This window comes from Bacillus sp. R86525 (assembly GCF_042466195.1).
GTDB lineage: Bacteria > Bacillota > Bacilli > Bacillales > Bacillaceae_G > Bacillus_A > Bacillus_A nitratireducens.
Genome location: NZ_JAXHPX010000007.1, coordinates 5,191,308 through 5,215,737, shown reverse-complemented (window position 1 = coordinate 5,215,737; position 24,430 = coordinate 5,191,308). Strand labels below are relative to the sequence as shown.

Below are 24,430 nucleotides of genomic sequence, written 5' to 3'. Positions count from 1 at the left end.
TCTATAAGACGAGCAGCTTTTTCTATATATAAAGGGGTTTGGGGAAGCAAAGTGTTAAACGAGACTTTGAGCAAGTGTGTAAATGAAAGCTGTAAGAAGAGTTGCTCCACTTGCAAGTCCGATAAAGTCTGATTTGTTAAATGTAATGATGTTCATAATAATCTCTCCTTATTTGTTTAATGTAGTTGCAACTGCTTTTGCATCGACAAGTGCGGATAGCACCATGCCCATTGTATTTAAAAATTTGTTTGATTTCATTTTGTTCATCATGCGTATCCGCTCCTTTTCGAATTGTTGTTGCCCTGCTTTATGTCTTAATTATAGGAAATATGATCAGTTACAACTATCGAATTAGCTTACGGGAGACTTACACTTTTGTAAGAAAAAAAGACATTCGTGTAAGAATGTCCTTCAAAGCATATTGATATGATGATGCTCTTCAATTGTTTTTAAAAAGCTACGCATTGAATTCGTCATATAGCTATCTTTACGGCGTATGAAAACCGTTGAAATACTACCGTATTTTTCAGGGATTGCATGACAATGTACCTTACCAGCTTTAGAAAGATGGTGGACAGCAGACTGCGGTACGAGTGTAATACCAAGGCCGAGTGCAACACTGTTTAGTATTGTTTCTAATATATTAAATTCCATAATTCTTTTTGGCAGCAAACCTTCATCTTTAAGCCAACGTTCTAGCTTGGAACGGTATCCACATCCTTGATTAAAAACGAGTAGGGGCGTCGTAGTGAATTCTTCTATATGAAAAGCTTTATTTTGTGTAACAAGCATTAATTTTTCGGTACTAACATCGTATTGTTCAATTAATGGATGTTTAATAGGACCTGATATAAATGCACCATCTAATTGGTGATCGATTACTTCTCTAATAAGTTCTTCTGTTAGACCAGCTTGTAATGATAAATCGACATTTGGATAGCTCTTATAGTAAGAAGACAAAATGGTAGGCAATGTGCTTACTGTTTCGACTGTACCAATTTTTAATATACCAGATGGCGTTTCGCTATCTAAAAACACTTGTTTTAGCTCTTCAACACCTTGCAAAATTTTATGAACATAAACGAGCATTTTTCTTCCTTCAGCTGTTAAAGTCATGCCTCGTTTATGACGGTAAAAGAGCGGTGTTTTCAGCTCGTTTTCTAATTGTTTAATACGTGCGGTTACATTTGATTGTACGTAATTTAATTCCTTTGCTGCGCCACTTACACTACCTTGTTCGGCAACGCTCTGGAAGATTTGTAAGTCTCTTAATTCCATAGTACGATCCTCCTTGATGTTAACTATCATTATAAATGATAGTTAACATCATTTTGAATCATTTTACGTGATATATTTTTTCTTTTACAATTCTCTTTGTGCAAATAGAAAGAAGTGGGGGGATTGTGGTGAGAAGAGGTCAAATGATAATAGGGGCTTTAGCATGTTTAATTGCAAGTATGTCATGGGGAGCAATGTTTCCGGTTGCTGATCATGCGTTAGAATACATAGATCCATTTTATTTTTCACTTATTCGCTATGGAGCGGTAGCAATTGTACTGATTGTATTATTGCTAATAAAGGAAGGTAAGAAGGCATTTCGTTTAGAAGGAAGAGGAAAGTTACTCGTCTTTTTTGGAACAATGGCGTTTACCGTATATAATGTATTAATTTTTCTAGGACAAATGTTAATGGGAAAATCAGGTGTAATGGTAGCTTCTATTATGGAGGCACTGATGCCGATGATTTCAATTTGTATTTTATGGGGATATAAAAATATAAAGCCGAAGAAGTATATGATAACGAGCATGATTATCGCGTTTGTAGGGGCTATATTTGTTATTACGAAAGGTGATATGAGTTTCTTTTTAACATTGAAAGATAACATGTTTTCGCTAGCATTTATATTTGTTGGTGTTGTAGGATGGGTAATTTATACGATGGGTGGTCAAACGTGTAGCGATTGGTCAACATTACGCTATTCTACTTTGACATGTGTATTGGGTACAACTGTCACAGGGATTATAACTGTAGTCATTACAGTGCTTGGATATGTATCTGTTCCAAGTATGGAAACGATTTCTATTGTGAAGTATGATTTGTTATTTATGATGACATTACCAGGTATCGTAGCACTACTTGCTTGGAACTACGGTGTGAAAATCTTATCATCCATTAATGGTATTTTATTTATTAACTTTGTGCCAATTACTACTTTAGCTATTATGATGATGCAAGGGTATAAAATAACAACATTTGATATTGTAGGGACATTATTTGTTATTGCAGCGCTTATTCGTAATAATGTTTGTCAGAGAAAAGAAGAAAATGCAAATAAACAAATGTTGCAAGAAAAGCAATTGCGCCAAGCTGTTTAATAGGCAACTGGAGGATTTTATATGTTAGAAAGTTTATTGTTTTTCTTTGCTGCTGGAGTTGCCTGCGAGCTTGCGGCAATTAATCGAAACGGTCGTAAGAATATAAAACAACAAGCTGAATTGATACAGCTTTTAAGAGAGTTGAAGGAAGGAAAAAATTAAAAAGACGACCGGGCATAGACGGTCGTCTTTTTCTATATAAAGGGGAAAGGGGACACAAAGTTATACAAGCGTTGCGGCATAAATAAAAGTAGTAAGAAGAATTGATCCGCTAGCTAGTCCTAAAAAATCTAATTTGTTAAAAGTCAGGTTATTCATTATAAATTCTCCTTACTTGTTTAATGTAGAAGCAACAGTTTTTGCATCGATAAGAGCGGAAAATACCATGCTCATTGTATGTAAGAACTTGTTTGATTTCATTTTGTTCATCATATAGATCCGCTCCTTTTCGAATGGTTGTTGTTACTTTCTGACCTAATTGTATAAGATAGTGGAGGAGGTCACTATCGAATTAGCTTACAATAAACTTACACTTTTGTAAGAATTGAAATTTAACAATAAATACTTATTTTTATTACCAACTCCTAAAACTTAGTGTTATAATCGTTGTAAGAAAATGATTATACTTCGGATATTCAGAAAGGAACGAAACAAATGTATAAACCAATTACATTTTCGTTGAAATATATATTTAAAATGGCTGGGAAGGTAGAAGTGCAAGGGAGAGAGAAATTACCGGAAGATGGCCCTTACGTTGTTGCGTGTACACATACAAGTTTTATGGATGTTTTAATGTTAGCGGCAGGAATGTACCCAACCCAAATTCATTACATGGCAAAAAAAGAATTGTTTGAAGGGAAATTTAAAAATTGGTTTTTTAAAAATGTAAATGCATTCCCTGTAGACCGTGCGAATCCAGGGCCAAGCACATTGAAAATTCCATCGCGTTTATTAAAAGAGGGAAAAGTAGTAGGTATTTTCCCGAGTGGAACGAGATCATCAGAAGATGTTTCATTAAAAGCTGGGGCTGTTACGATTGCAATGCGTTCTAACGTTCCGTTAATACCGGCAGCTTATGTTGGTCCATCAAGTGTAAAAGAATTGATAAAAGGAAAAAAAGCGCAATTAGTTTTTGGAGACCCAATTCAAATTGATGCTGAAGAACAAATAGATCGAAAAACGGCTATGAAAATGATGACAGATCAATTAAATGAAAAGTTTGAAGAACTAAAGGAAGCTCTTCAATCAAATCAAAAGTAAGAAAAGACGACCGGGCATAGACGGTCGTCTTTTCTATTACTATTTATATAAAGTGAAACTTTAATCAGTGGGGGTTTTGTTCATCCCCACTGATTATTAGTTGAACCAATCGGGCTTTTACAGGCAGTAAGAAGAACCGAGCCGCTAGCAAGTCCTAAAAAATCTAATTTGTTAAAAGTGATGTTGTTCATAATATATTCTCCTTACTTGTTTAATGTAGAAGCAACAGCTTTTGCATCGATAAGAGCAGATAATACCATGCCCATTGTGTTTAAGAACTTGTTTGATTTCATTTTGTTCATCATATTAGATCCGCTCCTTTTCGAATGGTTGTTGCCCTGTTTCTAACTTAATTGTATGAAATATAGCGGAGAGTCACTATCGAATTAGCTTACAGGAAAATTACACTTTTGTAAGAAAAATGAATGAAAGTGTCATGATGAGAAGATTTGACATATGTTCATGTGATTTATTAAGTTAAAAGTAGAGGTGAGTGTATGGCTAATATTAAAGATATTGCAAAGATGGCTGGGGTTTCAGTTACGACTGTTTCGAGGGTATTAAATGATCATCCATATGTAAGTGAAGAAAAGAGGCAAGTTGTTTTAGAAATAGTTGAGAAATTGAATTACTCACAAAATGCAAATGCTGTTCATTTATCAAAAGGGAAGACGAATATTGTTGGTGTAATTTTACCTTATATTAATCATCCGTCTTTTGATGCGATGGTGGGTGGAATAATGGAAGTTGCGTTAGCTCATAATTACAAAGTGCTTCTTTGTCAAACGAACTACAATAAAAAAGAAGAAATGAAAAGTTTACATATGTTGAAAACGAAGCAACTAGATGGTCTGATCATTTGTTCTCGTGCTAATGAGTGGGAAATTATAGAGCCGTATGCAGCGTATGGGGCAGTTATTGCTTGTGAGGATAATGATATTGAAAGTATATCGAGTGTATATACAGATCATTTTAATGCCTTTCAATTAGGGATGAGTTACCTTATTGAAAAAGGTTATAAGAAGATTGGATATTGTACGGGAAGAAAGTTAGGACCAAGTAGTAAGAAACGTTTTGATGCTTATAAACAACAGCTACAATTAATAGATGAAGAAGTGATGGAAGATTGGATTTTCACAGAATGCTTTACATTAGAAGATGGTGTAAGAGTTGCGCATCAATTTAAGGAGATGGAGGATCCGCCTGAAGCATTAATAGTGGCAGGAGATGAGGTCGCTATTGGGATCATGACAGAAGTTAATAAACTAGGTATTAAAGTTCCTGAAGATTTAGCGATTATTGGTTTTGATAATCAACCGATTTCTCAAGTTTTACAACTGACAACTATTGACCAAAATTTAAAGGGAATAGGTAAGACGGCTTTTGAAATGTTTTACAGACGAGTAAGTGATGAGGGTTCTAAACAAGAAAAGATGGAAATTCCGTATAAACTTGTGGAACGCTCTACAGTTTAGCGATAATCCGTTATGTGTATAATCACATAACGGATTATTTTTTGAAATGTCTTTGACAGGAAACGCATTTCATACTTTATAAAAGAGTTACACCGGTTTGTAATAATCCATGGATTCTTTTCAAGTGTTAAAGCAATGAATAGAATTTGGAGGGATATGTATGAATGAACTTTTATTAAGTATGAAAAAGTATGTAGAGGATGATGAACAAATTTTAGCATTTGTGATAGGGATATTTGAGAAAGATGATTTTACCTTATCATATCGGCATGGGATTTTCGTTGCTACTACTAGACGTCTCCTCTTTTATGGAGGAATTCCGTACTATCCATCAACATTTGAAACGTATTCGTATTTGCATATAGATGACATAAATTTTCATCCGCAATTAGTGTTTACTTGTAATCAGGAAACGGTAACAGCTAAGTATATTCAGAAAGGTAATGTGGAGCGATTTGTCCGTACAGTTAGAGCGAATATGAATAATTAATCACCCCTTTGTTTAAACATAATATCTTGGTCTTTGTGAGGAAAAATGCGGAATAAAAACAACTTCTAAACCTCTAGGAGATAGTGATACAATGTCAAATGGGGGGAGGTATGAACTATGGTTAATCAACGTATAAAAGAAATAACATTAATTACAATTGGTTCATTGTTATTCGCAATCGGTATTAATTATTTTGCAATTCCAAACCGTTTATCAGAAGGTGGCATTATTGGTGTAACGGTTGTTACGTATTATTTATTTGGTTGGTCGCCAGGGATTGTCAATTTTGCTATAAATGCAATTTTACTGGCTGTTGGTTATAAATTTTTTGATAAGAAAACGATGGTTTATACAATTTTAGGTATTGTAGAAACATCCTTGTTTTTATATGTTACGGAACATATTGAGTATCATGTAAATAGTGATACGTTATTAGCAGCTCTATTCGCTGGTTTATTTGTAGGTATCGGATTAGGGTGTATGTTCAAAGCTGGAGGTACATCAGGAGGATCGGCAATTTTAGCGCAGTTAGCTAATCAATACTTAGGTTGGAGTGTTGGTAAAGGCGTACTTATTATTGATATCGTTGTAATTGCCGGTTCTGTATTTATAATAGGGCAAGAAAAGGCAATGTATACACTCGTTGCTGTATTTATCGGAGCGAAAGTAATTGATTTCATTGTAGAAGGAATGGATACAAAAACAGCTGTTACAATCATTTCGAATCAACCGGATTTAATACGTGAAACTATTACGAAAAACATGACACGCGGTGTCACTGTATTAGAGGGGCGCGGCGGATATACTGGTAAAAATAAAGAAGTATTATATATCGTTATTAATAAACAAGAGCTTGTTAAGTTAAAGCAAGTTATTAGCCGAGTAGATGAAGATGCTTTCGTTGTTATTCACGATGTACGTGATGTACTTGGTGGTGGCTTTAAAGCGAGCTAAAAGGTGAACGAGTAAATTCGTTCGCCTTTTTTAATTCTTACAAAAATGTAAGTGTAATGTAATGAGATTCAATAGTAGATTTTATTCCTTCTTTTTAAAATGGATGTATATATATCCTGCGGAGGAGGAATGTTTATTATGAAGAAAAAAATGATCACTACTATAATAGCGATGATAGTGATAGTAGTAATGTTACTGCCTACGAAACTTGGACCAGTTATAGATAAATATAATCCACTTTATAAGACGAAAGAATATTATACGGTTGTGAATACAATTGGTCAGCATATTGGTGATGAATGGTATGAATATGAATTTATTGCATTTGACGAACGTGGAAAAGAACAAAAAGTAAAGAAGACCGTTAAGCATATGTTAAAGAGAGATGAAGCATTAAAAGTGTACGCAAAAGGACGCTACGGCGAGGCGATTGAAGAAATTGAAGCTGTAAATATTCCTATTAATGCGAAGAGTAAACTTTTAACGACGAGATAGCGGATTATACCCCCACCTATTTTTTGTCGAAAATAAAAATACTAGGTAGGGGTATTTTGAAGTGTATGAAAAAGCCTTAGTCCATATGGACTAAGGCTTTTTTTATTATATAAAGGGGAAGGGGGTACATTGTAGTAGCATGAGTGAAAGGTATAAGAAGAGTCGGCTACTAGCAATGCAATTTGGTTATGTGAGTGTTCTTCTTATTGGGCTTACTTTCTAACTTTATTGTACGAGATGTAGGTAAGGGAAACTATCGAATTACATTACAGAAGGCTTACAAACATGTAAGCCTTCTGTAATGTAATTCGATGGTTAATAGATAGTAAATTTCATATAGTGTAATTAGAAAGTCGCACTGTATTACTTTCTGTTTGTAATGTTAATGAAGAATGAAAAACCAACTACTTTTTAATAGCCCTCATCTCTATTTAGATGGGGCTCTTTTTATAAACCTTACAACATTGTAAGGTTTACGTAAGTTAATTCGATAGTAATTTTGTCATATTTTTTGCATAATAGATACAAATAGATAAAAAATAATTAGGGATATAGTAAGAAGGGAGAAAATTGGGATGCGTAAAGAAGAAGTAGTGAAGTTTCCAATTAAAGATTTCTGTAGCTACTTTACTGTTGCCATAGTATGTATTGGATTATTTGATATAATAACAAATTTAATTGTTAACTAATATAGATGATAAAACAAGAAGGGAGACCCTTTCTTGTTTTTTTTATGGGGGCATAAAGATGAAATGGATTGATAGCCATATACATGTTGATCAATATCAGGATGAAGAGAAAAGTAGATTACTTAAAGATGTGGAAAACAGTAAAGAGATACAATGGCTTATTGCAGTATCTATGAATTATCAATCATGCCTAGAAACTTTATCTTTAGCAAAGCGATATCCTTTTGTACATCCAGCAATAGGTTTTCATCCGGAGCAGCCGATTCATAAAGAGGAATGTGAGCAAATTTATAAATTAATTGAAGATCATGTAGAGGAAATCGTTGCGATTGGTGAAGTGGGCTTGCCATATTATTTAAGGAAAGAAGATGAAAATATTGCTATTGATCCATACATAGCGGTGTTAAAAAAGTTTGTAGAACTAGCTAGTAAATACGATTTACCAATTATATTGCATGCGGTTTATGAAGATGCTGACACTGTATGTGATTTTCTTGAAGAATATAAAATTTCACGTGCACACTTCCATTGGTTTAAAGGAAGTGAAGAGACAATGAAACGGATGATGAGGAATGGTTATTATATTTCTATCACACCGGATGTTTTACATAAGGAGAAAATTAGAAAAATCGTTTCGTATTATCCGCTTGAATATATGATGGTAGAAACAGATGGTCCATGGGAATTTCAGAAGGATACGATGACACATCCTTATATGATAAAAGATGTATTACAAGAAATTAGTATAATAAAAAAAATATCAGTAGAGAAAGTTACTGAGCAAATATATGCGAATACGGTACGATTTTATAAAGTTAGTGAGTCATAAAAAAACACCAAGCATCTCGCTTGGTGTTTTTTTATGACTCTAATTTTTTCGCACGTCTTAATAATAAAAGAAAGACAATTATAATGAACCCAATTATAAGGAAGAACCCATATTGTTTTATATAATCAATTATGTCATTTGCACTTGTTGGTTTTTCAACGTGAATGCCGTCTTTATTAGTAGTAATATGAATATCTTTCATTTTTACTTCATTCGTGTCTTTTTGTAAATCAATCCACTCTACGTTTGGAATGCTTTCAAGTTCCTTTAATACTTCTTTTAATGGTTGAACACCTAAGTAAGGGTGATAGAATGCGCCGATAATTCCATCAGATAATTTTTCGATAGATACAGCACGTTCTTTCATTTTTGCTATAGCTTGTGGTTTATCTTCTTCAATAAAGCCAACAGTTTCAGGAATTAATTTCATCCCATGTAAAAATGACGGTGTACTTATATAAGCCGGTGAGTGCATTGATTTCCAAGTTGTATCGTTTAGTTGTAGTTGTCCTACATAAGTTGAAAAATATTGTGATAGTATTTCATATCCTTTTTGAGACATTGTATAGTGCGGAGCCTCAAAGGCAACTGGATATAATTTCGCTTCTACAAGCTCTGTAATCCCTTTTTCAATATGATCTTTCGTATATTTTTCTTCGAAGGCTTTTCCGTTTTCTACGTATCTATTATAGTCTTCTGTAGACTGAAAATCTTCTTTTGTCTTTGGTTTTTCATGGTTTGGTTGGCGAATTGGTTGATCTGTTTTTACATCCCAAAACTCAAAACCTTCGCCAGTTTCACTATCATAAAACTGATGGGTGTAACCATGCATAACGATAGAACCGCCGTTATCTTGCATAAAGCGTAAAACATCGACTAATTCAGAGTTATCCTTTAAATGTACTGTTTTTCCTGTGTCGGGATCTTTGTAAACAGGGATAACAGTAATCATATAAGGAAGGTTTCTCTCTTTTAGTAATTCAGCAATTTCTTTTAATTGCTTTACATTTACAGCTGGATGAACGTCTTCAAGACGTAAATAAGCTGAAGTTTTATTTGTCATCGGCTTTTGTTCAAAGTAAGAAAATAGCATTTCACCGACGTAATGAGACATCCAATCGAACAGGTTTGGAGTTGCAACGTAATATGATGTTCCTTGGTGAACGATTAACGGATGGTTTCCATCGGCACTCAAGGCATAAGCAAGATTTGTTCCTTTTGCTTCAATTTTCTTCATTAAGCGTTCTTCTTGTAATTCATTTTTTAATTTGTGTGTCGGATATTCTATAGTATGAGTTCGTATATCAGTTTCATCCGAGGTAATGAACGAAAAACGATTAGATAATTGCTCAACATTTTGACCTAAAACTAATACTGGACCTGAGAAGCTTTCCAGAAATTGTTTTACTTCAGTAGAAAGATCTTCTGTTTTCTCTCCTATATAAACGATATGTGTATAAGAAGATGAGTTAGTAATTTCATTTATCTCTTTTAAACTTTTTACTGTAATATCTTTTGTAAAGTGCCCTAACTGAGTATTAAGGATTTGCACATTGTTTGTAACTGTATTATTTTCTGTACTATATAAAATAAGTACTTTTGGTTTTGATGATGTTTGTGCGGATGTGTGTACAGGTATGAGTAGTAAAATGCTGAACAAGAGTATTAGGCATTTTTTCATTTTGTGTGCTCCTATTCTATATGTAGAATTCAATTTACAATTATATACAATAAATAAGTTATAGTCCATGTAAGTTACATTTTTGCACGTATTTACCAACTGTTTTTTCACAAAATCGGTCTAAAGCATGATGATAATATGTATAGTAATTTGCTATGATGGAAGAGTAAGAGAACGATAGAATGTAGGTAATTGTAAAGGGAAAGCTGAAAGGGGACAAATTTCAGCGGAGAAAGAGGTAGAGGTAGTGAAGAAATTCTTTGTAGGATTTTTAGTTGTTCTTGGAGTGTATTTATATTTCCAAGAGAAGTCTGAAGGAATGGATAAACTAATAAATGAGACAAGCTATGTTGATTCAGAGGAAGCAAAACAGATGAAACAAATTATTATAGAGGAAGCAAAGAAAGTAAACCTTCCAGAATGGATACCTCTTACAATTGCCGAACATGAAAGTAGGTTAAATCCAAGAAGTGTTGGAGATAACGGAACTTCATTCGGATTGTTTCAATTGCACCGCGGTGGTGGGCTTGCACCAGATCATTTAACTGATGAAGAGTTGAAAGATCCGCGTACAAATGCGCAAATTGCAATGCCGCACTTACTGAAAGGATATAAGCGCGGGGTGCAAAAGGGTTTGACTGATTTTGCATTACTGAAATATATAGCAAATACATCAGGATGGCCAGGGAATCTAGGGCCAGAGTGGACGGATAACAATATGAAGTATAACGTTGGATTAGAAGATGTATATTATCGGAATAAAGGCGTAATAAAAGAGTAGGTTTTCGACACCTACTCTATTTTTTTATGAATAATTTTGTCTTCTTGTTTCATGAAATACTGCGCTAGTTGTATTTTCACCTCTTCTAGTTTTGTAGAAACTTGTGGTATTTTATATCCTACATACAATGGTGAAACGACGAACCTAGGAACAACTTTACAAATGATTTTTCCGTTTAAGTAATAGAAGAATAAGTTATAACTACTACATCCTTTATGGAAATCTGTCAGTATGTAACGTACAGTTTGCTGAATATAATTTGCCAGTTCATCTATGTATCCAATATCTGCAATAATGATATTAAATTCAGTAAAACCGATAATAGGACGATCTGAAATATTGAGTTCAATGCGTTCGTTTTTTTGTACAATTACTCCTCGGAAGTTGTCCTGTTCTACGTTATCGAGGTAGTCTACATATTTCATTCCGATAATTTGCATGTGTGCATGGTGCAAACTGCCACCTGAAAATGGACCATGATTTTTATATAAAATCACAGATGCAAATTCCTCGTTATTCTGTAAGTTTAACCAATGGTGAATAGAGAAACGAATTAGTTTTCTCATATGTTCTTCTGTATATGTTCCGATATGATCTTCACAATTATCTGTTTCGATTAGCACTGTTTGAAAGGTATCTTTTAATGTAGGGAATTTATTTTTCAACCAAATAATAGAGCCCTCAGCTGCTAAAATACCCGTTAAATTTTCTCTGTCACAAAAAGGACATGCAGCGCTTCTGTTCCGAATGCTTTCTGGCTTTTGTTTACCGATATCGTTTAAAAAATATAGTTGTTGTGTATCCATTTGTATATATGCCCCTTTAAAATATGTGTAAAAATCCCGCTTAATACATTCGGGGAAAGGAGGAGGAAATCCTTTAAAGGGAATAGGAAAAAATAAAAGACAAGATATCCTCATTACAATAGGCTACCTTGTCTTTTATTTTTTCTTCAATAGTGTGTATGGATAATATAGAGCATTTGCATTTTGTTTCTTTTTTCTATTTTTTATTGTGTATAAGGTAATTGCCGTACTTGCGATTACAATAATGGCTTTCTTCATATTCATATACCCCTTTTTATTGTTGGTTTAATTCTTGGCTAACTGCTTTTGCGTCGACTAAAGCGTGTAAAATCATTTTCACCATGTTCATCATATTCCTTCACTCCTTTTTATAGTTCGTTTAGTTCTTTTACAACTGCTTGTCCGTTCACTAATACCTCAAAGATTGCTTTTACGATCTCTTTCATCATGATTGTTTTCCTCCTTGTTTTTGTCTCTCTTGTTTATACCTTTATTGTATAGGGAGGCATCTTTTCGTACTATCGCTTTCCATTACGTGAACATAACAGTTTTGTAAGATTTGATGTCACTTATTGAAATGTTTAGTCTATCTTCATTATTTTCAGAAAAATGACTATTCAAACATGAAATGGGAAAGTATAATAAAGAAGTAGTATTAAATTCCGTACGAAAGGGGTGAATGAGATGAAACGTTCTTTAGCTGCGCGTGCCAAATTTTTAGATTATATCTATTTTTGTCGTGCGATTTTTCATGATGTAGTTGTTAACGGGATACGTATGCCCTTTTTTAACAATTGCATAGTAGCTATTGAACGATAGAAGTCTCTTCACCCATTTTTGATAAACGTGTGAAAAGGGAGCTATTTGGCTTCCTTTTTCTATGCCAAAAACCATGGGGAATGTTTCTTTCCCATGGTTTTTTATATTGAAAGGAGTACGGAAAATGACAATTTGTAGTGTAAATAATGTAACGAAATCTTTTGGTGGAAACATCATATTTGAAAATATATCGCTTGAAATAAAGAATGGTGAACGTATTGGATTAGTTGGTCGTAACGGTAGTGGGAAGACAACTATCTTGCAGCTTCTAACAGGAATGGAGAGTTTGGATGCGGGAGCCATTCATATGAAGAAAGGTACATGCATCGGTCATGTAGCACAAATTCCAAAATTCAATAATGAAATGAATGTATATGATGTATTAAGCTCCGCTTTTAAAAAGGAGAAAGAGTTGGAGATAGAAATGCATGCTTTAGAAAAAAATATGGCGGAAGAACAGGAATCATCTGCTTTACAAAAATTGATGGAGAGATACGGAGTAATCCAAGAAAGGTACGCGTTTCTCGGTGGCTATGAAATAGAAGCGAATATTATGAAGGTAGCAAATGGTCTACAGGTGAAGGAACTATTTCCCCGATCATTTATGGAGTTAAGTGGTGGAGAACAAACAAAAGTAAGCCTTGCTTATATGCTATTGCAGAAACCAGATTTACTTTTGTTAGATGAACCAACAAATCATTTGGACTTATTTGCAGTCGAGTGGTTAGAGCAATTTCTAAAAGAATATACAGGAACAGTTATGGTCATTTCGCATGATCGCTATTTCCTTGATGAAGTTGTAACGAAAATTTTTGATTTAGAAGATGGAGAAATTCACGTATATCATACGAACTATTCCCAGTTTGTTGAGGAAAAGGAAGAAAGGTTGCTTCAAGAATTTCAAGCGTATCAAGAACAGCAAAAGAAAATAAAGAAAATGAAAGAAGCAATTAAGCGTCTACGTGAATGGGCAAATCAAGCGAATCCACCGAATGAAGGATTGCACAAGAGAGCGAGAAATATGGAACGTGCATTAGAGCGCATAGAGAAACTAAAGAGACCCATTTTGGATAGAAAACAGATGGGACTTCAGTTTGAAGGGCAAGAAAGAAGCGGGAAAGATGTTGTTGTAATGAAAGAAGTGAGTAAAGGATTTGCTGAACGATCTTTATTCGAGAAAGTAAATTTGCATATTCGTTTTCAGGAGCGCGCAGCTATCGTTGGACGTAATGGTACAGGAAAGACTACGTTATTAAAATTACTATTAGAAGAAATGAAGCAAGATGCTGGGGAAATTCGGATTGGTAGTAGTGTGAAAATCGGTTATTTATCGCAACATGCGTATGGGAATATGAAGAACAATGTATTGGAAGCTTTTAGAGATTGCGTGGCGGTAACAGAGGGAGAGGCAAGACATATATTAGCTCGCTTTTTATTTTATGGTCCAGCTGTTTTTAAGAAAGTAACGCAACTGAGCGGCGGAGAAAAAATGAGGTTAAGGCTCGCGCAACTTATGTATCAAGATGTTAACTTTCTTATTTTAGATGAACCGACGAATCATCTTGATATTGAATCAAGGGAAGTTTTAGAGGAAGCCCTTGAACAATATAATGGGACGATTTTAACTGTTTCACATGATCGTTATTTCTTAAATAAGTTATTTGAAAAAACATATTGGATTGATGAGCACAAATTATTTGAGTTTGCAGGGAACTATGCATGGGCCCGTCAAAAGTGGGAAGAAAGAATTGAGAAACAAGTAGCAAAACAGAAGCAGCAACAGCAAGGGAATAAAGTGATGAAAGTAATGCCTATAAAAAAGAAGGAGTCTAGGAATTTAGAGGAAGTTGAAAACGAGTTAATGCATATAGAAGAAGATATATATGCACTCGAATGTAAAATGGAACATGTAGTTGATGTTGAAATGCTTGAACAATTGTATGAAGAAAAAACGAAAAAAGAGTTTTTGCGAGCGGAGTTATATAATGAGTTAGAGAATATTGTGGAGTAAAGAAAATAGAATGAAAAAGAGCAAGTTGTTTTCTCCTATTTTGAGGGAGGGCTTGCTCTTTTTAGTATAATGAGAGTAGAAAAATTGGTATAATTTTCTTGTTAACCTGACAAGAGAATGAACTTTAGGTTACTAAAACGTGAGGAGAATTTTATGTTAGGATATGCGCGGATTGCTACAATCGTCATGATTTGTTTAGTTTACGCAAATCATGTTTCACGTGAAACAGAAAATTTACAAATTTTTGTCGGTAGTGCACTTTTGATTTATATTGTGAATCATATTTTGCTTGTAAAAGCAAAAGGGAGTAGGAAAATTGTTTTTTATACCTTGCTCACAAACGGTATTGTCACAGCGTTATTAGGGTTTTTATTTCCCGAGACATGTTTGTATTTAATTATATTTGGAATTGATGCGATAGGATTATTTATTCATGATTGGCGTAAAAGGATGACTTATTTTTTTATCGCTTTTTTCTTTCTTTGTTGGTTTATAAATATACTACATACGTATCAACATACAGAGAGTCTGGAATTGGAGAGTAATGCAATTAACTTTATGTTTATCATTTTCAGTGCTTTAGCTGGAAACTTAATAAAAAAGCTTACAGCTGCTCGGCAAATGGTAGATGAGCAATATGGGGAATTAGCATTATCTCATACAGCTTTAAAAGAAGCACATGAACAATTAAGGCTATATGCAAAAGAGGTAGAAGAATTGACAGCTGTTCGGGAGCGAAATGATATTGCCCGAGAAATTCATGATACTGTTGGTCATAATATGACGGCATTACTTGTTCAGTTGCAACTGGCAGAGGTTTTATGGAAACAAAAATCGGACGCTACAGAAGAGGTTTTACATACATGCCATGGGTTAGCTAGAAAATCACTTCAAGAAGTGAGAGCTTCTGTGCATGCCTTAAAAGAGGAAAGTAAACTAGGGAACATAATAGAGAATATGCGTGAAATGTTACATGAATATTCTAAAGTGACGAAAGTACAAGTATCTTTTCAATTACAAGGAGATCCGGTTTTGATTCCGTTGTCACTACAGCCTACGTTGCTTCGTATTATGCAAGAGTCTTTAACAAATGCAAAACGTCACGGAAAAGCTAGTTTATGTGAAGTAAGTTTAGTTTGTTCAGTGGAACAAGTTAAGTTATGTATTTTGGATAATGGTATGGGAGTCAATGAAGTAAGCCCTGGATTTGGCTTACTTAATATGAAAGAACGTGTAGAGGAGCATGGTGGAATCATTCAATTTGAGAGTGAAATAGAAAAAGGTTTTCGCCTGAAAATCGAATTTCCACTCCGAGAAAAAACATGGGTAATAGGGGGAGCGTTATGATTAGAATTATGATTGTTGATGATCAATCACTGATTCGTGATGGATTGGCAATGATATTAAATTTACGTCCGGAACTGGAAGTGGTAGGGACGGCTAGTGATGGGGATGAAGTCGTACAAAAGGTGAAACAATTACAGCCTGAAATTATTTTGATGGATATTCGGATGCCTCGTATGAATGGTGTTGAAGGAACTCGTTTAGTTAGAGAAAAGTTTCCTTATATAAAGGTTCTTATGTTAACAACTTTTAGTGATAGTGAGCTTATTTTTGAGGCATTAGAGCAAGGAGCGAGTGGTTATTTATTAAAAGATATGGAGACAGATGCCATTGTTCAAGCAATTTTAACGGTACATGGTGGAGGGGCTGTGCTTCCTCAAGATATAACAGCGCAAATTGTAAAGGAATTAAAAAAAACAAAAACAGTAATAGAGCGTACCCCACCAGAACAACTAGAACAATTAACTGAGCGTGAAGTAGAGGTTTTAAGGGAAGTTGGACTTGGTTTAAATAATAAAGAGATTGCCAAAAAGCTATTCATTACAGAGGGAACTGTAAAGAATCACGTTTCTAATTTAATTAGTAAGCTAGAACTGAGAGATCGAACGCAAGCAGCGATATACGCAGTAAGGTATGGCGTCACGATGTACACATGACTTTTGGCATACATAAGTGTAAAAAAGTAGCAAAATTTGCTGCTTTTTTATTTTGTATTTCTATCTCAAGAGCGATGGAGAGAAGAAGAAAATTTTCTACAATGAAAGTGTAGATGAATACAAAGGGGCTGAATCAATATGTTAGTCATAGATCATATTACGAAATCATTTGGCAAGAAGGAAATTGTAAAGAGTGTTTCTTTTGAAGTGAAAAAAGGTGAAACATTTGGGTTGCTTGGTCCAAATGGGGCGGGGAAATCAACGACGATATCAATGATTTGCGGGCTAATTCCATACGATAGTGGTGATATAAAAGTTGGCGGAAAATCTGTAAAAGAGTATCCACTAGAAGCGAAAAAGAAAATCGGTATTGTCCCTCAAGACATTGCACTGTATCCGACACTTTCAGCAAAGGAAAATTTAATCTTCTGGGGAAAGATGTATGGTTTAAATGGAAAGATTGCAAAAGAGCGGGCAGAGAAAGTGTTGGCTTACGTCGGTTTACAGGACCGAGGGAAGGATAAAATTGAAACATTTTCGGGTGGAATGAAACGGCGTATTAATATTGGTGCAGCACTTATGCACGAACCAGAGTTATTAATTATGGATGAACCGACAGTCGGGATTGATCCGCAATCGAGAAATCATATTTTAGAGACTGTTAAAAAATTAAATGAAAAAGGCATGACTGTCATTTATACGAGTCATTACATGGAAGAAGTCGAGTATTTATGTGAGCGAATTGCCATCGTTGATCATGGGAAGGTAATTGCATTAGGAACGAAAAGAGAGTTATGTAATCGCCTGACAGATGGGTTTATAGTGAAATTACAACTAAATCGCTATAGTACGGAACTGCTGCAAAAACTGAAGGCACTACCTGTTGTTGAACGAATTATTTTTGATGAAGATACTAGCACGATTGATATTGGATTAAATGGTGGCGAAGCAATTGGCACAGTTGTTTCAGTAGTTGTTGAGAACAACGTTCAAATTTTAAAACTGGAAGTACAAGAACCGAATTTAGAGGCACTCTTTTTACAATTAACAGGACGTTCACTTCGTGATTAAGGAGGTTAGTGCGAGATGAAGAGTTTCATTATTGCATGGAAAGATTTGAAAATCCGTTTAATTGATCGGCGCGGATTTATGATGATGTTAATTATGCCACTTTTATTAACAGCAATTTTAGGTTCAGCGTTAAGTAATGTATTTGATAGTGGTGGACTACCGAAAACAGTAATTGGCTATTATCAAGAAGGAACGGATGAGTTTGCAGATGTCTTTCGAAAAGAAGTATTGCAATCTAAAGAAATAAAAGATGACGTGAAAGTAAAGGTAGTTAACTCTCAGGAAGAGCTTGAAGATATGTTAAAGGAAAAGAAAATCGATGTAGGAATTGTCATCCCAAATAAATGGAGCGAACAAGTACAAGATGGAAAGTTAAAAGAATCAAAGGTGCTTATAGATCCATCCAAAGATATACAAGCGAAAATTGCTGAATCAATGATTCGTTCTTTTTCAGAACGTGTTCAAACAGTCGCAGTATCTACTAAAAGTGTTGTAACAGAATTAGTAAAATCCCAGCAGGGTGATGTGGCACAAGTTGCAAAAGAGGTAAGTGGAAATCTACAGACGATAGCAACTGCAAGTGCGAATCATATCGAAAAAGGAACAGTTGGTAAAAAAACAGTTGTAGCGATGCAATATTATGCAGCAGCGATGTTAGTCATGTTTTTACTATATAACATAACAGTAGGTGCGAAGTCAGTTGTAACAGAGCAACGAACCGAAACGTTGGCACGGTTGTTCAGTACACCGACGAGTTCATTTTCGATTTTATTCGGGAAATTTTTAGGTACATTACTATTTGCCTGTATACAATTTGGAATGTTTATAGTTGCTACACACTTTATGTTTCATGTGGAATGGGGCGAAGACGTGTCTCAAATAGTAGTGTTGGGGGTTTCGTATGCAATTTGTGTTTCTGGTTTATCCATGCTAATTGCAGCCTTTATTCGTGAGGAAAAAACGGCAGATTTAATGGGGGGAATCGGCATTCAAATATTAGCTATATTAGGGGGATCAATGTTACCGATTTACGTATTTCCCGATACACTTCAAACAGTTGCGAATATTGTTCCAAATAAATGGGCACTTACAAGCTTCTTAAATATTATGTCGGGAACATCTTGGGATGTGCTACTCCCTATTATTTTAAGTTTATGCAGTGCAGGAATTATCTCCGTTATGATTGGAACGTTACGTTTACGTACGAGATAGGAGGGGAAATGATGAAGAAGGTTTGGGCACTTTGTTGGCTAGAATTAAAACAAATCTTAATTAAGCCACAAAGCTATATACTCATGTTTGGAATGCCTATTATTTTCACACTTATTTTCGGTGGACTTTTAGGTGGAAGTGGGAATGAGAAAGTAAATATTAGTTTAGTAGATAAAGATGGTTCTGTATTATCTAGCAAGTATTATGAGGAAATAAAGAAAAGTGATTTAATTTCTATAGAGAAGGTAACGTATGAGGAAGGGAAACAGAGGGTCGAAAACAAGAAATCATCTGGTATAATCATCATTCCAAAAGATTTTCAAAAGAGTATGCTGGATAGAAAGGTAGAAAATATTCAATTTCAAGCCAGTGCTGATTTCACTGGTGGAACTTCTGTAGAGCAAGTATTAGCAAGTGCATTAAAAAAGATGGAGATAGAAGTTAGTGCAGCAAGAGATTTTGAGAAGAAAAGTAACACTTCGTGGGACACGATGTATGAAGCAATTTATACAAAAGTAAATCCTGTTTCGATTCAAAAAGAATCGATTTTACATGATGATCAAAAGTTAAATAACGTTACAGGTCGAGCGGCAGGTTTTTCAATTCTATTCGTCATGATTGTCATGTTAAGTGCTACGGGAACTATTTTGAAAGCTAGACAACTTGGGGTTTGGTCTCGCTTATTAGGGACACCAGTTTCAAAAGTTCAAATACTAGCAGGTTATATCCTTTCCTTCTTTTTAATAGGGTGGATTCAATTTGGTGTTTTAATGATATTAACGCATTCATTATTTGATGTGCAGTGGGGAAATTTATTAGGGGTTATTACACTCGTTTCAGTATTGTTATTAGCCGTCATTGGTCTCGCTTTATTATTGTTATTAGCCGTCATTGGTCTCGCTTTATTATTGGCAAGTATAGTAAAAACAACAGAACAGCAGTCAGCACTAGGTAATATCGTTGTAATTTCAACATGTATGATTAGTGGCCTTTATTGGCCGGTTGAAATTGAACCAGCTTGGATGCAAACAGCGGCAAATTTTGTTCCACAAACTTGGGCGATGCGTGGCTTTACGGAGTTAATTGTAAGGGGAGGCACATTAGCAGATATAGGAGGATATATTGGTATACTTAGTTTATTTGCAGGAGTATTTTTCGTAATTGGTTTAACGAGAATACGTTATGAATGAAAAAAAAGCAGAGTTTACAGCTTTACGCGCTGAACTCTGCTTTCTTTTTGTGCATCTTCTTCCCTTATTGAGATTGTAATTGCAATTCCGAGCATAACGAAAAAAGCTAAAAAGAGGACGAACTTTGGGAAGAACGGAAATAGTAATAGTGCCCCGACTATCATAATTGTTAATAATATATAGTGCAGGACATATTGGAATAGGTTGTCCATGTTTTCGCCCCCTTTTTGGTAGTTGATTGTTATTATTCTATGCTGGGCTATTAGATAATAGAATGAATTTTTTACTAAGTTTTCCTAAATTAAAGATTGATAAATAATTTTGAAAAAACTCTCAAAATATTTATATAGAAATAATTGACAAAATATACTGAAAGATATAAGCTAATAACCATAAAGTCTACCGGAAAGGTCGGAATAAGAATGTTACCCCTCAAAAATAACTATTTTTTTATAATTAAAACCGACTTTTCCGATTGGCTATAAAATGTTGCTGTGGGAGGCATACATAAGGCAAGCAGTTCATAAGGTGTAATTATTAAAAAAAAAGTTAGGGTGGGGACAATGAAGAAAAAGACAAAAAAATGGGCTGGTGTATTTTCAGTATTATTGAGTAGTTCGCTTGTGTTATCTGCTTGTGGGGGACAGGAGGATACGGCTTCTACAGAACCAGTAAAACAGCAAGATTTAAAAAATATAAAAGTTGAAAATATTGCTGCGACAGATAAGACGAAAGTACCAGATAAAGCGAAGAATAGAAAAGATACGTTAGTGGTTGGTATTAGTAAACCAGGCGGCGTATTTTTACCATATTTCCAACAAAATGGTTGGGATGGAAACGTCACTTCAGTTATTTTTGCATCTCTTGTATCTACAGATAAACAAGGAAAACCAACTCCAGAATTAGCTGAGAAGTGGGATATTTCCTCTGATCAGTTAACATATACATTCCATTTACGCAAAGATTTGAAATTTAGCGATGGTTCACCATTAACAGCAGATGATGTAGCGTTCACATTGACGCTTTTACATGATAAGGCATATGAGGGTGACAAAGACATTGCTCAATATGCTGTTAAAGGCGGTAAAGAATATAAAGAAGGAAAAGCAAATTCTATTGAAGGAATTCAAGTTGTTGATCCACAGACAATTAAAATTACAACTGAAAAAGTTAATTCACAGGCACTAACAGCCTTAGGTGGAGAGGTGTTATCAAAAGCTTATTATGGAAAAGAGTATAAACAAAATGCAAGTTTAGATTACTTAAAAGCGTTATATGAAAAACCGATAGCTGCGGGTCCATATAAATTTGAAAAGTATATCCCAGGGCAAGAAGTTCGATTTGTAGCAAATGAAAATTATTATGCGGGTAAACCAAAAATTCCAAACTTCATCTATAAAATTACTTCTGGTGATACGAAGCTTCAATTATTCCAAACAGGTGAGGTTGACTACACTGGCCTAGGTACTGGTGACGAAGTTCTTGAACAGGCTAAGGCTTTAGAATTTGCAAATATCCAAATCGAAACAGCAGCGTCATTTAGTTATATTTATATGAATAATAATAAGCCGTACTTAAAGGATAAAAAGGTTCGTCAAGCACTTATTTACGGATTAGATCGTAAAAAATATGTTGATACAGCATTGAAAGGATACGGTACGGTAGCTAATGTACCAATTCATCCAACTTCTTGGGCTTATACGGAAGAAGGAGTTAATAAATATGAATACGACAAAGAAAAAGCGAAAAAATTATTAGATGAAGCAGGGTGGAAAGTTGGTTCGGATGGAATTCGTGAAAAAGATGGTCAAAAATTAAAGCTTTCTTATTTCGGCCCAAGTTCGGCTAAAGATAGTGATTTATTAATTCCAATTGCAAAAGAGAATTATAAAGAGATAGGTGTAGAATTTAATCCGGAATTTATGGACTTTAATACTATGCTTTCGAAGGTAAACAAAGGTGATTATGATTTAGCTTCTGTTTCGACACCAATTACAAGTGATCCGAGTGAAACAGCTGGTGAATATTTGTCGGGTGTCAATGAGAAGAGTCTTGGTTATAAAAATGCAAAAGTAGATGAGTTAATTCAAAAAGGTATTGAAACGGTGGATATTGAAAAACGTAAACCAATCTATAAAGAACTGTATAAAGAATTAAGTGATGACCCACCAGTAATTCTATTAAACTATCGTAGAACAATTACTGGTTATAACGGGAATATAAAAGGAATTGACCCTGAAAAATACAATAGTATTAGTGCAAACTTACCAGTTCTATCTATCGAAAAATAACGAGAAGAATGTATAAGTAGAAGACATTTTTTCATTCGGCAAGTAGTGTGCCGCTTTGAAGAAATGTTCTTCTATTTTAAGCATAAGATTGGAGAGAAAAAGGGTGAAAACATATATCATTCGTAGGCTGTTACAAATGATTCCTACACTGTTGGGGACATCGATTATTATCTTCTTCCTGTTCGCACTTCTTCCAGGAGATTATATTGATTCAAACCCGAAGATTACACCGGAAAGAGCAGCTGAACTTAGGGAATTGTATGGATTGAATAAACCAATTGTTGAGCGATATTTTCACTGGCTCGGTAATGCATTGCAGGGGGACTTTGGTTTTTCTCTTCAATATCAAGAATCTGTAACGTCATTATTAAATAAATTTATATGGAATTCGTTTATTGTTGCGGTTATTGCATTGTTCTTTATTTGGCTAATTGCACTTATTATCGGTGTATTTTCAGCGACAAAGCAACATTCTTTATTCGATAAGCTTGTAACAATTGGTGTATTTGCAGCGATGTCATTCCCTTCATTCTTTATCGGTTTGTTTTTAATTAAAGTGTTTGCGGTTGACTTTAAGCTATTACCGATAGGCGGGATGATTGATGTTGGGAGTAATTCGACTGGGCTTGCTTACGTAATAGAAGTTGCAAAGCATATGGTTTTACCCGTGTTTATTTTGACTCTTCTTGGAGTTGGCTCATTAACTCGTTATTTTAGAACGAGTATGTTAGAAGTTGTACGCCAAGATTACATTCGAACGGCTAGAGCAAAAGGTTTAAAGGAGAAGACTGTTATTTATAAACATGCACTAAAAAATGCAATTTTGCCGGCTATTACATTGCTTGCATTTGAATTACCAGGATTGTTTTCAGGAGCAATTATTATAGAACAAATTTTCAACTGGCCAGGTATCGGTAATATTCAATTAGAAGCACTTAATTTTCGTGATTATACAGTATTAATGGCATTTACGATGTTTCTTTCGTGTTTGACAATTGTTTCAAACTTTTTAGCGGATATTGTATATGCAGTTGTTGATCCACGTATTCGGTTGAAGTAAGGGGGGGAAAGAGATGGAAACTGTTACAGCAACTACGGAAAAAAAAGAAAAAAAGAAAAGAAGGAATGAATCATCGCCCTGGAGGCAAGCTTTTAAAAGGATAAAGAAAAATAAAATGGCACTTATAGGATTTTACGCATTAGTTTTTATGTTTTTATTTTGTTTTATTGGTCCATTCTTTTCGCCGTATGCATCAGGGAAAATACAAGTTACGCTAATTAACAAACCACCTAGTTTTTCTCATTGGCTTGGTACAGATCAATTAGGAAGGGATATTTTAACGAGGCTTATGCAAGCCGGACGGATTTCATTAACAATCGGCTTAGCTTCAATGGTGTTATCCGTTATACTAGGTGCTTTATTAGGAGCGATTGCAGGTTTTTACCGTGGCATCGTCGACAATATTATAATGCGTCTTGCTGATATTTTAATGTCGATGCCAGGATTACCATTGCTTATTATAATGGGAGCTATTTTATCAGAATGGAAAGTACCATCTGATTATCGTCTTTATGTCATTATGATCATTTTAAGTTTAGTAGGTTGGCCAGGACTTGCACGCCTCGTACGAGGTCAAATTTTATCGCTACGGGAACAATCGTTTATGCAAGCTGCTGATGTGCTCGGGATAAACGATTACCGGAAAATAGTATATCATTTAATACCGAATGTTCTGCCGATATTAATTGTTGTATCAACATTAGGTGTTGCGGGTTCTATTTTAGGAGAGTCTGCACTAAGTTACTTAGGCCTTGGTGTTGTCCCGCCTACACCATCGTGGGGAAATATGATTAGTGCAGCAAACTCATTAATCGATTTCCAAAAGCGTCCGTGGTTATGGATACCGCCTGGTTTTGCAATCTTTATAACAGTTGTATCAATTAATGTACTTGGCGATGCACTTCGTGATGCATTAGATCCAAAGATGAAGCGGTAGGTGA

The 24,430-nt window shown here is 34.8% G+C and carries 27 protein-coding genes; 19 read left to right on the top strand and 8 right to left on the bottom strand.

Features of this window, described 5'->3' with window-relative positions; translation table 11 throughout:
• Window positions 1-54 precede the first annotated feature (54 nt).
• Together SJY24_RS29420 and SJY24_RS29415 are read right to left on the bottom strand one after the other, a co-directional pair.
• Window positions 55-156 carry a DUF3948 family protein gene (locus tag SJY24_RS29420; protein ID WP_001021632.1) on the bottom strand — a complete coding sequence of 34 codons (102 nt, stop codon included), beginning with the start codon at window positions 154-156 and terminating at the stop codon, window positions 55-57.
• Between the two features lie 255 nt (window positions 157-411).
• A complete protein-coding gene (locus SJY24_RS29415; protein ID WP_377867145.1) occupies window positions 412-1,278 on the bottom strand; it encodes a LysR family transcriptional regulator in 867 nt (288 codons plus the stop codon).
• A gap of 128 nt (window positions 1,279-1,406) precedes the next feature.
• Between SJY24_RS29415 and SJY24_RS29410 the strand changes: the two genes are divergently transcribed.
• Both SJY24_RS29410 and SJY24_RS29405 read left to right on the top strand, forming a co-directional pair.
• Entirely contained in the window at window positions 1,407-2,375 is a 969-nt protein-coding gene (locus tag SJY24_RS29410; protein ID WP_377867143.1) for a DMT family transporter, read from the top strand.
• Window positions 2,376-2,396: 21 nt separating this feature from the next.
• Entirely contained in the window at window positions 2,397-2,537 is a 141-nt protein-coding gene (locus SJY24_RS29405) for a YrzO family protein (RefSeq protein WP_377867142.1), read from the top strand.
• A 60-nt stretch (window positions 2,538-2,597) separates the two neighbouring features.
• On the opposite strand, the gene SJY24_RS29400 is transcribed toward SJY24_RS29405, so the two are convergent.
• On the bottom strand, window positions 2,598-2,693 hold the full coding sequence (locus tag SJY24_RS29400; protein ID WP_098501259.1) for a DUF3948 family protein: 96 nt from the start codon (window positions 2,691-2,693) through the stop codon (window positions 2,598-2,600).
• A 336-nt stretch (window positions 2,694-3,029) separates the two neighbouring features.
• Between SJY24_RS29400 and SJY24_RS29395 the strand changes: the two genes are divergently transcribed.
• Window positions 3,030-3,635 carry a lysophospholipid acyltransferase family protein gene (locus tag SJY24_RS29395; protein ID WP_000277793.1) on the top strand — a complete coding sequence of 202 codons (606 nt, stop codon included), beginning with the start codon at window positions 3,030-3,032 and terminating at the stop codon, window positions 3,633-3,635.
• A gap of 80 nt (window positions 3,636-3,715) precedes the next feature.
• Here SJY24_RS29395 and SJY24_RS29390 read toward each other — a convergent pair whose 3' ends face one another.
• Window positions 3,716-3,826: a DUF3948 family protein gene (locus tag SJY24_RS29390; protein ID WP_377867141.1), complete on the bottom strand. Its 111-nt coding sequence runs from the start codon at window positions 3,824-3,826 to the stop codon at window positions 3,716-3,718.
• Window positions 3,827-4,132: 306 nt separating this feature from the next.
• On the opposite strand from SJY24_RS29390, the gene SJY24_RS29385 reads away from it, so the two are divergent.
• From SJY24_RS29385 to SJY24_RS29365, 5 genes are all read left to right on the top strand, one after another.
• Entirely contained in the window at window positions 4,133-5,110 is a 978-nt protein-coding gene (locus SJY24_RS29385) for a LacI family DNA-binding transcriptional regulator (RefSeq protein ID WP_377867140.1), read from the top strand.
• 160 nt (window positions 5,111-5,270) lie between these two features.
• On the top strand, window positions 5,271-5,600 hold the full coding sequence (locus tag SJY24_RS29380) for a PH domain-containing protein (protein WP_377867139.1): 330 nt from the start codon (window positions 5,271-5,273) through the stop codon (window positions 5,598-5,600).
• 117 nt (window positions 5,601-5,717) lie between these two features.
• A complete protein-coding gene (locus SJY24_RS29375) occupies window positions 5,718-6,554 on the top strand; it encodes a YitT family protein (RefSeq protein WP_098501255.1) in 837 nt (278 codons plus the stop codon).
• A 138-nt stretch (window positions 6,555-6,692) separates the two neighbouring features.
• The gene (locus tag SJY24_RS29370) at window positions 6,693-7,049 is read left to right on the top strand and encodes a YxeA family protein (RefSeq protein WP_377867138.1); all 357 of its coding nucleotides are present in this window, start codon (window positions 6,693-6,695) and stop codon (window positions 7,047-7,049) included.
• 747 nt (window positions 7,050-7,796) lie between these two features.
• Window positions 7,797-8,567 (top strand): TatD family hydrolase, encoded by a 771-nt coding sequence (locus SJY24_RS29365; protein ID WP_377867137.1) that lies wholly within the window; start codon window positions 7,797-7,799, stop codon window positions 8,565-8,567.
• Between the two features lie 31 nt (window positions 8,568-8,598).
• On the opposite strand, the gene SJY24_RS29360 is transcribed toward SJY24_RS29365, so the two are convergent.
• Window positions 8,599-10,248 (bottom strand): DUF2334 domain-containing protein, encoded by a 1,650-nt coding sequence (locus SJY24_RS29360; RefSeq protein WP_377867136.1) that lies wholly within the window; start codon window positions 10,246-10,248, stop codon window positions 8,599-8,601.
• 247 nt (window positions 10,249-10,495) lie between these two features.
• Here SJY24_RS29360 and SJY24_RS29355 point away from each other — a divergent pair, with 247 nt between their 5' ends.
• Window positions 10,496-11,029: a transglycosylase SLT domain-containing protein gene (locus tag SJY24_RS29355; RefSeq protein WP_377867135.1), complete on the top strand. Its 534-nt coding sequence runs from the start codon at window positions 10,496-10,498 to the stop codon at window positions 11,027-11,029.
• An 11-nt stretch (window positions 11,030-11,040) separates the two neighbouring features.
• Here SJY24_RS29355 and SJY24_RS29350 read toward each other — a convergent pair whose 3' ends face one another.
• Both SJY24_RS29350 and SJY24_RS29345 read right to left on the bottom strand, forming a co-directional pair.
• Entirely contained in the window at window positions 11,041-11,835 is a 795-nt protein-coding gene (locus tag SJY24_RS29350) for a DUF4931 domain-containing protein (RefSeq protein ID WP_483861731.1), read from the bottom strand.
• Between the two features lie 135 nt (window positions 11,836-11,970).
• The gene (locus SJY24_RS29345) at window positions 11,971-12,099 is read right to left on the bottom strand and encodes a spore coat protein B (protein ID WP_098501249.1); all 129 of its coding nucleotides are present in this window, start codon (window positions 12,097-12,099) and stop codon (window positions 11,971-11,973) included.
• A gap of 420 nt (window positions 12,100-12,519) precedes the next feature.
• On the opposite strand from SJY24_RS29345, the gene SJY24_RS29340 reads away from it, so the two are divergent.
• The 7 genes from SJY24_RS29340 (at window position 12,520) to SJY24_RS29310 (ending at window position 20,138) form a co-directional block, all read left to right on the top strand.
• Window positions 12,520-12,654: an RAxF-45 family protein gene (locus tag SJY24_RS29340; protein WP_079999070.1), complete on the top strand. Its 135-nt coding sequence runs from the start codon at window positions 12,520-12,522 to the stop codon at window positions 12,652-12,654.
• A 124-nt stretch (window positions 12,655-12,778) separates the two neighbouring features.
• Window positions 12,779-14,665 carry a ribosomal protection-like ABC-F family protein gene (abc-f, locus tag SJY24_RS29335; RefSeq protein WP_377867133.1) on the top strand — a complete coding sequence of 629 codons (1,887 nt, stop codon included), beginning with the start codon at window positions 12,779-12,781 and terminating at the stop codon, window positions 14,663-14,665.
• A 153-nt stretch (window positions 14,666-14,818) separates the two neighbouring features.
• Window positions 14,819-16,012, top strand: a complete 1,194-nt coding sequence (locus SJY24_RS29330; RefSeq protein WP_377867132.1) for a sensor histidine kinase — start codon at window positions 14,819-14,821, stop codon at window positions 16,010-16,012.
• A complete protein-coding gene (locus SJY24_RS29325; protein WP_377867131.1) occupies window positions 16,009-16,665 on the top strand; it encodes a response regulator in 657 nt (218 codons plus the stop codon). Before SJY24_RS29330 ends, SJY24_RS29325 begins: the two co-directional genes overlap by 4 nt.
• A gap of 138 nt (window positions 16,666-16,803) precedes the next feature.
• Window positions 16,804-17,736, top strand: a complete 933-nt coding sequence (locus SJY24_RS29320) for an ABC transporter ATP-binding protein (RefSeq protein WP_377867130.1) — start codon at window positions 16,804-16,806, stop codon at window positions 17,734-17,736.
• A gap of 15 nt (window positions 17,737-17,751) precedes the next feature.
• The gene (locus tag SJY24_RS29315; RefSeq protein WP_377867129.1) at window positions 17,752-18,948 is read left to right on the top strand and encodes an ABC transporter permease; all 1,197 of its coding nucleotides are present in this window, start codon (window positions 17,752-17,754) and stop codon (window positions 18,946-18,948) included.
• Window positions 18,949-18,959: 11 nt separating this feature from the next.
• Window positions 18,960-20,138, top strand: coding sequence for an ABC transporter permease (locus tag SJY24_RS29310; protein ID WP_377867128.1), 1,179 nt, complete (start codon window positions 18,960-18,962; stop codon window positions 20,136-20,138).
• A gap of 14 nt (window positions 20,139-20,152) precedes the next feature.
• On the opposite strand, the gene SJY24_RS29305 is transcribed toward SJY24_RS29310, so the two are convergent.
• The gene (locus SJY24_RS29305) at window positions 20,153-20,350 is read right to left on the bottom strand and encodes a hypothetical protein (protein ID WP_377867127.1); all 198 of its coding nucleotides are present in this window, start codon (window positions 20,348-20,350) and stop codon (window positions 20,153-20,155) included.
• Window positions 20,351-20,701: 351 nt separating this feature from the next.
• Between SJY24_RS29305 and SJY24_RS29300 the strand changes: the two genes are divergently transcribed.
• The 3 genes from SJY24_RS29300 to opp4C all read left to right on the top strand — a co-directional run bounded on the left by SJY24_RS29300 (window position 20,702) and on the right by opp4C (window position 24,426).
• Window positions 20,702-22,429, top strand: a complete 1,728-nt coding sequence (locus SJY24_RS29300; protein ID WP_377867126.1) for an ABC transporter substrate-binding protein — start codon at window positions 20,702-20,704, stop codon at window positions 22,427-22,429.
• A gap of 103 nt (window positions 22,430-22,532) precedes the next feature.
• Complete coding sequence (locus tag SJY24_RS29295; protein ID WP_377867125.1) at window positions 22,533-23,489, top strand: ABC transporter permease; 957 nt, start codon at window positions 22,533-22,535, stop codon at window positions 23,487-23,489.
• A 13-nt stretch (window positions 23,490-23,502) separates the two neighbouring features.
• Window positions 23,503-24,426, top strand: coding sequence for an oligopeptide ABC transporter permease (gene opp4C, locus SJY24_RS29290; protein WP_377867123.1), 924 nt, complete (start codon window positions 23,503-23,505; stop codon window positions 24,424-24,426).
• Window positions 24,427-24,430: the final 4 nt, after the last annotated feature.